At 46.4% G+C, this 12,339-nt stretch carries 13 protein-coding genes; 5 read left to right on the forward strand and 8 right to left on the reverse strand.

The window, feature by feature from the left end; translation table 11 throughout:
* Positions 1 to 361: 361 nt before the first annotated feature.
* Positions 362 to 976, reverse strand: coding sequence for a DUF3038 domain-containing protein (locus Q0R35_RS02925; protein ID WP_366944810.1), 615 nt, complete (start codon positions 974 to 976; stop codon positions 362 to 364).
* A gap of 261 nt (positions 977 to 1,237) precedes the next feature.
* On the opposite strand from Q0R35_RS02925, the gene Q0R35_RS02930 reads away from it, so the two are divergent.
* The 3 genes from Q0R35_RS02930 to Q0R35_RS02940 all read left to right on the forward strand — a co-directional run bounded on the left by Q0R35_RS02930 (position 1,238) and on the right by Q0R35_RS02940 (position 3,804).
* Positions 1,238 to 1,750, forward strand: coding sequence for an adenine phosphoribosyltransferase (locus Q0R35_RS02930; RefSeq protein WP_295614304.1), 513 nt, complete (start codon positions 1,238 to 1,240; stop codon positions 1,748 to 1,750).
* Positions 1,751 to 2,040: 290 nt separating this feature from the next.
* Entirely contained in the window at positions 2,041 to 2,652 is a 612-nt protein-coding gene (gene clpP / locus Q0R35_RS02935; RefSeq protein WP_295614306.1) for an ATP-dependent Clp endopeptidase proteolytic subunit ClpP, read from the forward strand.
* A gap of 246 nt (positions 2,653 to 2,898) precedes the next feature.
* Complete coding sequence (locus Q0R35_RS02940; RefSeq protein ID WP_295614308.1) at positions 2,899 to 3,804, forward strand: PEP-CTERM sorting domain-containing protein; 906 nt, start codon at positions 2,899 to 2,901, stop codon at positions 3,802 to 3,804.
* A gap of 228 nt (positions 3,805 to 4,032) precedes the next feature.
* On the opposite strand, the gene mrdA is transcribed toward Q0R35_RS02940, so the two are convergent.
* From mrdA to Q0R35_RS02960, 4 genes are all read right to left on the reverse strand, one after another.
* Entirely contained in the window at positions 4,033 to 5,919 is a 1,887-nt protein-coding gene (gene mrdA / locus Q0R35_RS02945) for a penicillin-binding protein 2 (RefSeq protein WP_295614310.1), read from the reverse strand.
* A gap of 374 nt (positions 5,920 to 6,293) precedes the next feature.
* Positions 6,294 to 6,968: a DUF1345 domain-containing protein gene (locus tag Q0R35_RS02950; RefSeq protein WP_295614312.1), complete on the reverse strand. Its 675-nt coding sequence runs from the start codon at positions 6,966 to 6,968 to the stop codon at positions 6,294 to 6,296.
* Positions 6,969 to 7,071: 103 nt separating this feature from the next.
* Positions 7,072 to 7,374, reverse strand: a complete 303-nt coding sequence (locus Q0R35_RS02955; protein ID WP_295614314.1) for a DUF6464 family protein — start codon at positions 7,372 to 7,374, stop codon at positions 7,072 to 7,074.
* 192 nt (positions 7,375 to 7,566) lie between these two features.
* On the reverse strand, positions 7,567 to 8,799 hold the full coding sequence (locus Q0R35_RS02960) for a 4-hydroxy-3-methylbut-2-enyl diphosphate reductase (protein ID WP_295614325.1): 1,233 nt from the start codon (positions 8,797 to 8,799) through the stop codon (positions 7,567 to 7,569).
* Between the two features lie 83 nt (positions 8,800 to 8,882).
* On the opposite strand from Q0R35_RS02960, the gene Q0R35_RS02965 reads away from it, so the two are divergent.
* Entirely contained in the window at positions 8,883 to 9,068 is a 186-nt protein-coding gene (locus Q0R35_RS02965) for a hypothetical protein (protein ID WP_295614316.1), read from the forward strand.
* 94 nt (positions 9,069 to 9,162) lie between these two features.
* Here Q0R35_RS02965 and Q0R35_RS02970 read toward each other — a convergent pair whose 3' ends face one another.
* The 3 genes from Q0R35_RS02970 to Q0R35_RS02980 form a co-directional block, all read right to left on the reverse strand.
* Entirely contained in the window at positions 9,163 to 10,686 is a 1,524-nt protein-coding gene (locus Q0R35_RS02970) for a mercuric reductase (protein WP_295614318.1), read from the reverse strand.
* Between the two features lie 184 nt (positions 10,687 to 10,870).
* A complete protein-coding gene (locus tag Q0R35_RS02975) occupies positions 10,871 to 11,605 on the reverse strand; it encodes a TVP38/TMEM64 family protein (protein WP_295614320.1) in 735 nt (244 codons plus the stop codon).
* A 5-nt stretch (positions 11,606 to 11,610) separates the two neighbouring features.
* Positions 11,611 to 11,925 (reverse strand): hypothetical protein, encoded by a 315-nt coding sequence (locus tag Q0R35_RS02980; protein WP_295614322.1) that lies wholly within the window; start codon positions 11,923 to 11,925, stop codon positions 11,611 to 11,613.
* A gap of 113 nt (positions 11,926 to 12,038) precedes the next feature.
* Here Q0R35_RS02980 and Q0R35_RS02985 point away from each other — a divergent pair, with 113 nt between their 5' ends.
* Positions 12,039 to 12,305, forward strand: coding sequence for a transcriptional regulator (locus Q0R35_RS02985; RefSeq protein ID WP_295614324.1), 267 nt, complete (start codon positions 12,039 to 12,041; stop codon positions 12,303 to 12,305).
* The last annotated feature ends 34 nt before the right edge of the window (positions 12,306 to 12,339 follow it).

Below are 12,339 nucleotides of genomic sequence, written 5' to 3' on the forward strand. Positions count from 1 at the left end.
TACTCCGACACCGCCGTCAAAATTTCACCCAAGTCAAAATAAGCCAAACCTCGGCGATAGTAAACTTCCGCCCATTCTGGCGTAGCAATTGCCGCCAAATCGAAATCTTCGATCGCGCCACGATTATCGCCAGCCTTGGCTTTCGCTAAACCCCGTTCGTAGTATTCTTTTGCCATACCGATTAATTTAGGGCGGTGAGGAGGGAGGAAGTAAGGAGTAAGGAGTAAGGAGTAAGGAGTAAGGAGTAAGAAGTGTGGATCGGGAAAATCCCCTCCTCGGAGGGGTGCCCGTAGGGCGGGGTGGGTAGATCTTTGCTAAAACCTAACACCTAAAACCTAACACCTAACACCTAACACCCAAACTACTTCACTTCCCCATCAAACAAACTCATCCACAAGCGTTGTGTACCGAGAGTACCCGTACAAAACAGCAGCTTGCTCAGTAGCGAAACCGCCAACTCATTTAACTTATCATCATCTTGATAAATACTGACCTTCGCGCGGCGGGGGTTCATTCTGCTGCGAAAATGGGCGCGGAAGCGGTCTAAATATTCCGAAAGGCGAAAATTGTACTCAGGGGGAATTTGCTTCTCACTGAGCTGCTGCTGGGCTTGTAAGAGTTGACGAATCGGCACCGCCAGACGGCTGGCTAACCTACAACCGATCGCACTTAGGGCTTTGGCTTCTTTGAGCGACAAAATCCGCCGCGTGTGCGCGCGCCGCATCGGATTGGTAGAGCGCATCCGCCAGAGGACGATCCGATTTTTGATAATCTCTTGGAGGTTTAATTCTTTGGCAAGTTCGAGAATTTGTTCGGAACTACTCGATTCGATCGCTTCGATCGCTAGTAAAATCAGATCGAGTTCGACTTTAGTGCGGCGCGGACAAGCCTCGCCATCGATGCCAGGGTTGGGGAGACTTTCAATTATTCCCAGCAGCGACTCGGACATAGGGCCATTGATCGGTAATGCAATCATATATCAGAAAATCGATCGACTAATTTATAGATGCGGCATAAATCCTCTACAGATTTAGACCCAATTCCGGGGTAAAATTGTTGCGATCGACATTAACAGCACGAAAGTTGCCAGGACGATCGCTAACATCTACTCCACACCAGAATACCCGAATTTCAGACATTAACTACAATTCTAGCCGTCTCCAAACCGGAATTAGATCTAGTTTATTGACATTTTAGCTAGTAGGGCGATCGACATTCAATTCATCCCGCCAAATATATGGATCTTAAAAATCTCATTCGCGACATTCCCGACTTTCCTAAACCAGGGATCTTATTTCGCGATATTACCACTCTACTGCGCGATCCCGCCGGGTTAAAATACTCGATCGATACACTCGCCGACAAGGTTGTAGACTTGCAGCCTCAATACATTGTGGGGATGGAGTCGCGGGGGTTTATTTTTGGGGCTGCACTAGCATATCAAATGGGGATCGGCTTCATTCCCGTGCGGAAGCCTGGAAAGTTACCCGCAGCAGTAAGATCGATCGATTACGCTCTCGAATATGGTACCGATCGGCTAGAAATTCACGCCGATGCCTTCACACCTGGAAACCGGATCTTAATTGTTGACGATTTAATTGCCACAGGTGGTACCGCCGCTGCTACCGCTAAATTATTACAAGAACTCGGCGGCGAATTAGTCGGCTGCGCCTTTGTCATCGAATTAGACGCTCTCAACGGTCGATCTCATTTACCTAACGTTCCGATTATTTCACTAGTTCATTACTAGGCGTTGCTGGATCGGAGATGGGAGTTGGGAGCTTGGAGATGGGAGATAAGAGAAATCAGTTGACTGGTAAGGATCGAAGATCGTACCCTGGATCGGTAACGCCATAAATCGATATTCACAGGAGCGACTCGATCGACTCAAATTAGACGAGTTGATATTAACACCTCCCCCACTCCCAACTCCCAACTCCCAACTCCCAACTCCCATCTCCCACCTGGTACGGATACCCCTAGACCGTTAGCCCCTAGATTGGGTAATAATAGAAAGAATCGATATATATTGGCATAGCTATGATACCTACCGTCATCGAACAATCTGGCAGAGGCGAACGCGCCTTTGATATCTATTCTCGGCTATTGCGCGATCGCATCATCTTTTTAGGCGACCAAGTAACATCAGATTTAGCCAACCTGATCGTGGCGCAACTGTTATTTCTGGAAGCAGAAGATCCCGAAAAAGATATCTATCTATATATCAATTCCCCTGGCGGTTCGGTTTCCGCCGGGATGGGTATTTTCGACACCATGAACCAAATTCGCCCCGATGTTTGCACCGTTTGTATGGGTTTTGCAGCTAGTATGGGTGCCTTCTTGCTCAGTGCTGGAGCCAAAGGCAAACGGACGAGTCTGCCCAGTTCGCGGATCATGATTCACCAGCCTTTAGGCGGCGCACAGGGACAAGCGACAGATATCGCCATCCAAGCTAAGGAAATTCTCTACATTAAAAGTAAGTTAAACGATCTCTTGGCAGATCATACCGGACAACCTCTCGAAAAAATTCAAGAAGATACCGATCGCGATTTCTATATGTCTGCTGTCGAAGCCAAAGAATATGGCTTAATCGACACGGTAATCGATCGACGCGTCAGTGCTGCAAATCCACCGCTGGCTCTAGTTCAATAGTTAAGTAAGGGGTGCTTTATTGGTACCCCTTATTTGTAGGATAGGTTTCTACCCAACTTTTATAGCTGGACTACTGCGATACAAAGGAAAGAGATAAAAATACGCAAGTAATTCTATGGTATTGTCATCAGTATTATGACCGATCTTGTTGATGTTGCCGATCGCTCGATCTCCATTTCGGTCGAGCGATCGTCCAACCTAGCTAGTTCGCTCGTGTACTAACCCCGACTGCCCAGAATTATTATCGTGAAAATAACTTACTTGAGTTCGCTGCTAACCGCTACGGCGGCGATCGTGTTGGTTGCTAACAATGCAAATGCCGTTTCCTTCACTGGATACGACCAAAATTTTAAACCGCTAATTGCTACTGGCACTCCGCCGAGTACTGTTGGCAATCCGCCATTCCCGTTAACAGTATCCGAATCGCCCAATTCTCAGAGTGCTTACGACCAATTTATCGCAGATACTAATACAGTTACTGTCTCGACAGAAGGCTTTGAATCATTTTCTACTTCATCGACTACCGGGCAAACTATTGATGGGCTGAGTACATCGATTTCTAATGTAAATGCTACTTTTTCCTACCTCAAAAAAAGTGACAATTCGGCACTTACAACCAAAGTTCAAAAGGCAGATGCGACATATGGTTTATTTGGTGGCGTAAATGGCAATGGTACTTACCCAACAGATGGAACTCAAGGTTTATCTATTAATAGTGCCAACAAACTCTCGATCGCTTTCGCTAGTCCACTGAGAGCTTTTGGATACTTTGGCACGGATTTGGGAGATAACAATAATGTCCTGACCATGATTTTCACCCTCAATGGCAATCCGGTTGAGTCGGTAATCGTGCCCAGTTTTCCTGGTGGCCAAAATAGTTCCAAATTCTTCTTTGGATATATCGGCAACACTGCAAGTACCCTGTTTGATAAAGTAGAATTTTCTAGTTCTTTGAATAATACGACACCTAGTGATGCGATCGGGATCGACCAGATCCGGGTTGCTAGCGCAGCACAAGTTACCGGAACTACAATATTTGTCAATCCGACCTCAGTGCCAGAACCTTCTTCGATGCTTGGTACGCTACTTATAGGTGGCTCGATCTTGGCACTCAAACGCCAGCAAAAACTCGATCGATCGGCTGCAAAATAGTCCGATCGAGTCTTATCATAAAGATCGAAATGATGCTGGGCTTTTGCTCCCTCCTGTTTCTAAAACTACCCTGCATCCACAAGTTGGCTAGACTTCATTTTAAGTTAATTTGCCCCCCAACTCCCTTATGGAGGTTGGCTCTTCCGGCTCGGAGGGTTGGGGTGGGGTCAAGGACTACGCATCATCGCAAATAGATTTGTCAGTAGGCAGTTGCCAGCACCGCTGGTGTTAGCGAGCGCGACGATTGCGTCTTTGTCTGGGTGCTGGTGCTGCGACTGGTTTCCCATCCTTATCCACTTTGGCTGGTAGAGGTTTCCCACCGTTGAAATAAGCTTCCATCACTTTCAATACCATCGGTGCGGCGGTTTTACCACCACCGCCGCCAGTGTGTTCGCCGAAAGCGACGACGACAATTTCGGGTTTATCCAGCGGTGCGTAAGAGCCAAACCAGACGTGCGAGGGGCCTGGTGGTGCTTCTGCCGTACCACTTTTACCCGCAGCTTTGGGAATTGTCTGCGAATTCATGACTGCGCCAGTACCGCCATCGACGACTTCGCGCAACCCTTTACGAATCGTGGCGATGGTGCTGGGTTTGAGATTCATTGACTGTCGCCATTCGCGTTTGGTGGGATCTTTAACTAAATGGGGTTGAACGTGGAAGCCACCATTCGCAGGAACGGCAAACATCCCCGCCACTTGGAGCGGTGTTGCTTGTAAGAAACCTTGGCCGATCGACATATTGATTGTATCGCCGATCGACCAGGGTATTTTATAGTTAAGCTGTTTCCAATTGTCGTCAGCTACCAATCCTTTGGCTTCTTCGGGAAGTTCGATGCCAGTTCTTTTACCATATCCATATTTGCGCGTCCAGTCGATTAAGGTCGGCCCGCCAACGCGTTGTCCGACTTGATAGAAAAAGGTATCGCTACTCCATTTCAGGGCACCTGGAAAGCCTAATGGGCCGAACCCAGCGTGATTCCAGTCGGCAAAGGTAAAGCCGCCAATTCTGATTGAGGCATAAGTTTGGAGGATGGTGTCGGGTTTAAATTTTCCAGATTCTAAGGCGGCGGTGGTGGTGACGATTTTGAAGGTACTCGCAGGCGGGAAGGGACGGAGCGCACGATTGACAAAGGGATGGTCTTGACCTTGAAGTTTTTTCCAGACATCTGGCGAAATCCTGCCGGAGAGCAGATTGGGGTCGAAAGCGGGGCGACTTGCCATTGCTAAAATTTCGCCCGTGCGGGGATCCATCGCGATAATTGCGGCTTTATTATTGCCGATTGCTGCTTCTGCTACTTTTTGCAGCTCTAAGTCGATAGTAATGGTGACATCTTGCCCCGATTTGGAGACTTTTTGCCCTAAAAATTGTTGCAGTCGCCCTGCACCATCTACTTCGACTTGAGTACCGCCCCATTCGCCGCGCAACCGCGATTCGAGGGTAGATTCTAGTCCCATTTTGCCCGTGACATCGCCCAACCGATAACCCAGGGGACGCAACTTGGCTAATTCTTTATCGTTCATTTCGCCTGTGTAGCCCAGAACGTGAGCGGCGAGCATCCCACCGGGATAATAACGGACGGATTCGATATCGACATCGATGCCTTCTTTTTCGGCTCCATATTCCTGAAGTCTAGTAATCTGCGCCTCTGTTAAATCGCGGACGATGCGGATCCGATTGGTAGAATTAACTGTGGCACCAGTCAATTTGGCTTGAATCGCTTCTTCTTCGATATTTAAAATTTCGGCAACCCTGCGCCGAGTTGTCAGCCAATTTTCGCGTTTGGTAGCCAACGGCCAAATAAACACCGAGTGCGATAATTTATTACCAGCTAGCAATCGACCCTTGCGATCGTAAATATTACCGCGTACTGGCGGTTTGGCAACAGTCCGCACTCGATTAGTTTCGGCAACCTGACGATTGACCGCGCCTTGGCTCAATTGGAGATAAAATAGCCGGGAGCCAATTCCGCCCAGCAATCCCAGCCCAATTACGGTCATGAATACTACAGCTTGATTTCCCTGCCCGACAGTGCGCTTTTTGTTGTAAAAGCCAGAGATGCCAAGGTCGCTACCGGATAAATCGCCAGATAAATTGTCAGAGAACCGATTCTGCATAAGGGGAAAACTTGGGGCGGGAGCGGTCGAGCGATTTGTCAACCTAGATAGTGGGGATTTTAGCCGATATCAGCCATTTGTCTGAGTAGGGGATACCGCACTCACATTGATTACAGTGCAGGTGCCGATGTGGATCGATCGCAGCAATGCTCATTTTAAAACTCTGACGCTATTTTACCGCTTCAATCTTGGCGATCGTTGACGGCAGAATCGGGGTTGCAGCAGTTGTATTTTTAAAAACCAGGATCGGATCTGGTCTGATTTTTCAGAATGAGAATGGCTGGGATCGATCGCGATGCTGATAACTTACCATCGATCGGCGACAGGTGCCATTAAATCGATCGCATTATTTGTGCCTAGTTTAGATCGATCTATCAAATAATTCCAGCCACGATATTGATGGTAATGGCGACCAGCGTAGTATTAAAAAAGAACGACACGACTCCATGTAGCAAACTTAACTGTCGCATCTGACGAGATGTCACATTTACATCCGATACTTGTCCCGTCATCCCGATCACAAACGAGAAATACAAAAAATCCCAGTAATCTGGTTCTAGTTCGCCCGGAAAATCTAGTCCTGCAGATTTTCGCTCTGCTAGTGTTTTATCGCCCTGATAATAAAGATGTGCGTAGTGCTGGGTAAAAATTGTATGTACTAACAGCCATGACTCGATAATTGTCGAAATGGCGATGCCTAAATGGAGTGCAAAAATTGGCGTTAGCGTCCCTTTATCGTGGGGAATAAAGGTAATGGCGACGACACTCAAACAAGCAGATGCTGTAATTATGCTCAAAATTGTCAGCCGTCCTTCATCTTCCTTGAGCGCATAGCGACGCATCATTTCTGGGGTAGTTCGCACCATCAATCGCCAGGTTTGAACTAGAAATGAGATCGTAAAAGCATCCCAAATACAGAGAACTTGAGTCGCCCAATGCCACCAATGCGGCAGAGCGATGCCGACTATGCCCGCACATAATAAAGATCTCAGCAGGCGGGGGCGGATGCTGATTTTGTGAGGAATGCGTTCGGGTGAGGAGGATTTCATTAAAATGCGATCGATTGCGATCGACTACCCTCGCAATCAATGACGATCGAGAGGCAATATCGATTGTTTCTATTTTCGCATGAATCAATTCCCCCCGGTGTAACTATTCCTCCTCCCGCTGGTAATGGCGACAATCTTGACACAAACCATCGGGATTGACAGCACACCGGATATACGGAGATCGGGCGTTGTAAGTGCAAGTCAAGTCGCCGATTACATAGCCGACACCCTCGATGTACTGCTCTTCGGGATCTCTAGTCATCCGCTTATAAAATCGGCGATTGGAGCTAGATTCGGTCATCGTCAGCCGCCGACTGCGCGCTCGGAGTCGTTGATTGTAGCTCAACCATAAGCAGAGCAGCGGCAGTAAAAAAAATGTAACCAGAGCTATTAACGTGTGGAGCACCCATCGCACCTCAATTCTTAATTAATATGATAACCTGCTAATTTAGTCAGAAAACAGTACTTTTATTAAAGATTAAGCAAACATAGAAAAGCTCTAGACTGCTTGACTTTTGTCTGGTTATCATTAAAGCTTCGATCTACTGAATTGCGATGTTCGATTAGGATCCATCTAGATCCTAGAATAGTAAGATAGTCATGAGATCGCAATTCCGCTTTTAGTCGCAAAGATGCGTTCGATCGCGGCTTCGACAATTTTATCGGGGGTGGAAGCTCCTGATGTCACACCTACCACAATTTTGCCATCTGGTAACCAATTTTTGGTGATGTGGAGGTCTTGAGATAATGGTTTATGTTCGATCTGATTATCAGCCAAAATACGCAGATCGCTATCGATATGATACGAAGGAATCCGATGTTCGATCGAAATTTCTTGGAGATGGGTGGTATTGGATGAATTGTAGCCGCCAATGACGAGCATCAGGTCGAGGGGTTCTTCTACTAGCTCGAACATGGCATCCTGACGCTCTTGGGTGGCATCGCAGATGGTATTGAAGCTCTGGAAATGTTCGTCTAATTCGGCGGTGCTGTATTTTTTCATCATCGTCCGCTCGAATAGTTTCCCGATTGCTTCGGTTTCGGTTTTGAGCATGGTAGTTTGATTGGCAATGCCGACTTTTTCTAAGTCGAGATCGGGGTCGAATCCGGCGGAATAAGCATTACTAAATTTAGCTAAAAATTCGGTACGCCGTTGGAGTTTTTCGGCTGATGTGTTACCGTTGTTAAGAATATAATCGGCGACATAATTAGCTTCGGCTAAATTTAAGACGACTAAATACTTATCTGCAAATGAAATAGTCGCGACAGTTTCTTCGTGCTTATACTGACCGTGAACGATCGATGTATAATCTTTTTTCTTATGCTTTTCGATCGTATTCCAAACTTTAGATACCCACGGACAGGTAGTATCGACGATCGTACACCCTTTATCGTTTAATAGTTGCATTTCTTGGACGCTGGCACCAAAGGCAGGTAATATTACTACATCGCCTCGATCGATAATATCGAAATTTTTAACGCCATTTTCAACCTGAATGAAGTTAACATTCATTTCGCGCAAGCGTTGGTTGACAGAAGGATTATGAATGATTTCATTAGTAATCCAAATCTGTTGCGTGGGGAAGTGTTGGCGGGTTTCGTAGGCGATGGCGACAGCTCTTTCGACACCCCAACAAAACCCAAAAGATTGAGCGAGTCGAATGGTGACATCGCCGCGAGTCAGGGTATAGTTGCGATCGCGTATTTCTTGAATTAAATTGCTTTGATATTCTGATTCGAGTACGACGGCTACTTCTGCTTGATGCCCGAATCCTTTACGATGATAGTTATCTGATTGGTTGAGAGATCTCTTAAAGGCTTTGGTATCCATGTGGGAGGGAATGGCTGGTGGCTCGTTAATAGTATTATATCTAAGAGTACGCTCGAATCGATCGGGAGCTGGTTCTGGCTGCCATGACATTTAAACCCCACCATTTTTGCCCCACCCCAGTCGAGCAAAGCGGTTCAGTCATAGAAATCGGATCTAAAGTCGATGGTGATTCGGCAATTTCTAGTAAAAGAGCTGTCAAACGCGATAATTATTCTAGCCATAATATTTTACAAATCGATCTTACCAGCAGTTTCGATCGATCTAGATGATGTCGAACTCAAGTTTGTCTTGAAAGGTGTGACTTCCTTTAGTGTCGCTCTAGATGTTTTTAAAAACCATTTAATAGTAAAGTACGCCCGATCTTCAGGAAAATTTGGTGAGCAAGCCTAAGAGTTTTTGATTGCGAGGTGTGAGTAAGGTTTTGCGGTAGGCATCGGCGGCTTTTCTAATGGCATCCGCTTGGGTAGGATAAGGTTGAATTGTATTGCTGAGTTTGCCCAAGCCAATCTTATTTACCATCGCAGTAGTAATATGTGAAATACTCTCACCAGCATGACTAGAAACGATCGTTGCACCCAGAATTTCATCGCTATCTTGACGGTGAATTACCTTCACAAATCCTTCAGTTTCACCATCGGTAATTGCGCGATCGACTGTTGAGAGTTCAACCTTAATCGTGTTAAACTTTAGCCCCTGCTGATGGGCTTCCTCTGCCGATAACCCTACACGAGCTACTTCTGGTTCGGTATAAGTCACCCACGGCATTACTAGGCTGCTGAGTTTACTTTTACCCAGCCCAAATGGTGAGAATAAAGTATTTTTAATAACTATTCGCGCAGCGGCATCGGCAGCATGGGTGAATTGCCACTTCATACAAACATCGCCAGCCGCAAAAATCTTCGGGTTAGTAGTTTGTAAATAGTCATTGACTATCACTCCTTTATCATCGTAATCGACTCCCACTTGGGCGAGATTGAGACCTTCAATATTGGGCGTACGTCCTACACCGATAAAGATTTCATCTACAGTAATACGATCCGATCGATCGTCGCTAGTATAAGTAATAGTTTTACCCGGATTATTTGCACTCACCTGTTGCAATTGACAGTTCAATATTAACTTAACGCCGTCTTTGGCTAATACCTGCTGTAAAATATCCGCAACTTCCGGATCTTCCTTACTCAACAGTCGATCGCCACGATGCAATAATACAACCTCACAGCCCAATCGTTGAAAAGCTTGTGCCAGTTCGCACCCGACAGGGCCACCGCCGATGACAGCTAACCTGCGCGGGCGTTCGGTAAGCGAAAATACCGTCTCGTTAGTAAGGTATCCCGCTTGTGCCAGTCCGGGTATTTGTGGTGTGGCTGCTCTACTACCCGTCGCAATCACCGCTTTTTTAAACTTGAGTACTCGATCGCCTACAGTAATGGTATCCTGACTCGTAAATTTACCATCGCCCAAAAACACATCCACACCCAGACTGGCAAATCTCGCCGCCGAATCCGCATGGCTAATTTGAGCGCGAATCCGCCGCATCCGCTCCATCACCGCTCCAAAATCAATCTCGATCCCATCTACCCGAATTCCCAGCTCAGAACCTCGCCAAATTTCGCCGATCGTCCGCGCAGACCTGATGATAGTTTTCGAGGGCACACAGCCGAAATTTAGGCAGTCTCCGCCCATTAACTTTCGCTCGACCAGGGCAATTTTTAGCCTCAAACCCAATCCCGCCGCACCAGCCGCGACGACTAAACCAGCAGTACCCGCCCCAATGACAACTAAATCGTAAAGTGCAGCGGGTTGAGGATCGATCCAATCTGGCGGATGCACCTCTGCAAGCAGCTTTTGGTTGTAGACATCCATCGGGGTGAGGAGTTCTGTCATGGGGGTGTGGGAGTAGGGAGTAGGGAGTAAGGAGTAGGGAGTAAGAAGTAGAACGACCAAAATTGGTAGGTTGGGTTTCGCTATCGCTCTACCCAACAAACACTCAAACACCTTAGAAATGTTGGGTTTCATTCTTCAACCCAACCTACTATTTCACTTCTTGCACTGAGCGACAGTCGAAGTGTCAACTATTCTCAACTGTCAACTCATTCAACGCTTGTTTAGCAATCCGAGTCACATAGACTGTTACAGCAATTGTCGCGATAAATCCGACGATCCGAATCGTCCATTGGAGGGTAGGATTAGTCGGTTGAGTTGCGCTACCAATGAGTGCTAAATTGCCAGCGAGAGAACCGATATAGACATACATCAACGTACCAGGAATCATCCCCAGCGAACCAATCATATAATCTTTAATCGATACCCCAGTCAGCCCAAAAGCATAGTTGAGCAAATTGAAAGGGAAAATCGGCGAGAGTCGGGTGAGAACGACAATTTTTAAGCCTTCCTTACCGACAGCACGATCGATCGCGTTAAAATTGTTATTATTCGCAATTTTCTGAGCAACCCAATTTCGGGCTAAATAACGACCGACTAAAAAAGCGGCTGTCGCCCCCAAAGTCGCACCGATAAACACGTACAGCGCACCCAGCCAGACACCAAATACCACGCCAGCACCCAACGTTAAAATCGAACCGGGCAAAAAGGCAACAGTCGCCACAATATAAATACCAATAAAAGCTACAGCACCGATCGCACCCAAACTTTCGCTCCACTCTAGAGCATTTTTGAGTAACAATTGCGGATTGAATCCGTTACTAGTAGCCGTTTGCGCCCAAGCTGGCGTTGCCGAGATCGAAAAGCCGATAAATATTAAAGAAATTAGGATCGATATCTGTCGAAAACTAACGGAATTCATAATCGCTAAGAATAGTTAATTTTACTAATCGAAGTAGTATTACTACCCTCAACTTGACTACCTTCATACGATTGTAGCTTAACATCCTGAGACCAAACAGTATATCGATCTGCTTCTTCTAACATCAAGCATACTGCTGTTGGATCGAGCGATAATTGGTGAGATAATTGACGCGTCGAGTCTAATTTATCTTTAGGAAAAGATTTAAGATGCTTGAAGAGTCTATTCTGATAAAGAACCCCAATAATTGGCATCGGTCGATCGCTATCTGGATTAATCACATCCTGGAATTCAACTTGGCTTTTCTTCAGCAACAGCATACTAAGTTAGGTAATTGGGAAATAGCGAAAAGTGCGCGCCAGTCATACCATGCAAGCTAGCACTCCACATACCTATTTTGCCCAAAAGTCGAGAGATAATTTCGATCGCATAGATGCAGCAAATATTTGAGGTTAATGTGTACGATCTACAGCCAATTAGAGATCGAGAAACTCATAGAGCGGCTTTGACTGAAATAGAGCCGTTGTTCGATGCCCCTGCGGGAACGCCAGAGTTTGACAGGTTGGAAATTTTAGTGATACTAGTAGAGGCATACGAACGCGAGCACGAGCCAATTTTATTACCAGAGCCGATCGAGGCGATTATTTATTACATGGAAAGTAGCGGCTTGACGAGACAGGATTTGGAACCTGCGATGTGATGTACGGATGTTAGAAGTCGATCGACGATTGAGT

Origin of the sequence: Chamaesiphon sp. GL140_3_metabinner_50, from assembly GCF_025361915.1 — a bacterium.
GTDB lineage: Bacteria > Cyanobacteriota > Cyanobacteriia > Cyanobacteriales > Chamaesiphonaceae > Chamaesiphon.

Excerpts from the sequence above, each read along its gene's own strand:
- Q0R35_RS02925 (WP_366944810.1), bottom strand. The coding sequence starts at position 976 with ATGATTGCATTACCGATCAATGGCCCTATGTCCGAGTCGCTGCTGGGA.
- Q0R35_RS02930 (WP_295614304.1), top strand. The coding sequence starts at position 1,238 with ATGGATCTTAAAAATCTCATTCGCGACATTCCCGACTTTCCTAAACCA.
- clpP (WP_295614306.1), top strand. The coding sequence starts at position 2,041 with ATGATACCTACCGTCATCGAACAATCTGGCAGAGGCGAACGCGCCTTT.
- mrdA (WP_295614310.1), bottom strand. The coding sequence starts at position 5,919 with ATGCAGAATCGGTTCTCTGACAATTTATCTGGCGATTTATCCGGTAGC.
- Q0R35_RS02950 (WP_295614312.1), bottom strand. The coding sequence starts at position 6,968 with ATGAAATCCTCCTCACCCGAACGCATTCCTCACAAAATCAGCATCCGC.
- Q0R35_RS02960 (WP_295614325.1), bottom strand. The coding sequence starts at position 8,799 with ATGGATACCAAAGCCTTTAAGAGATCTCTCAACCAATCAGATAACTAT.
- Q0R35_RS02965 (WP_295614316.1), top strand. The coding sequence starts at position 8,883 with ATGACATTTAAACCCCACCATTTTTGCCCCACCCCAGTCGAGCAAAGC.
- Q0R35_RS02970 (WP_295614318.1), bottom strand. The coding sequence starts at position 10,686 with ATGACAGAACTCCTCACCCCGATGGATGTCTACAACCAAAAGCTGCTT.
- Q0R35_RS02975 (WP_295614320.1), bottom strand. The coding sequence starts at position 11,605 with ATGAATTCCGTTAGTTTTCGACAGATATCGATCCTAATTTCTTTAATA.
- Q0R35_RS02980 (WP_295614322.1), bottom strand. The coding sequence starts at position 11,925 with ATGCTGTTGCTGAAGAAAAGCCAAGTTGAATTCCAGGATGTGATTAAT.
- Q0R35_RS02985 (WP_295614324.1), top strand. The coding sequence starts at position 12,039 with ATGCAGCAAATATTTGAGGTTAATGTGTACGATCTACAGCCAATTAGA.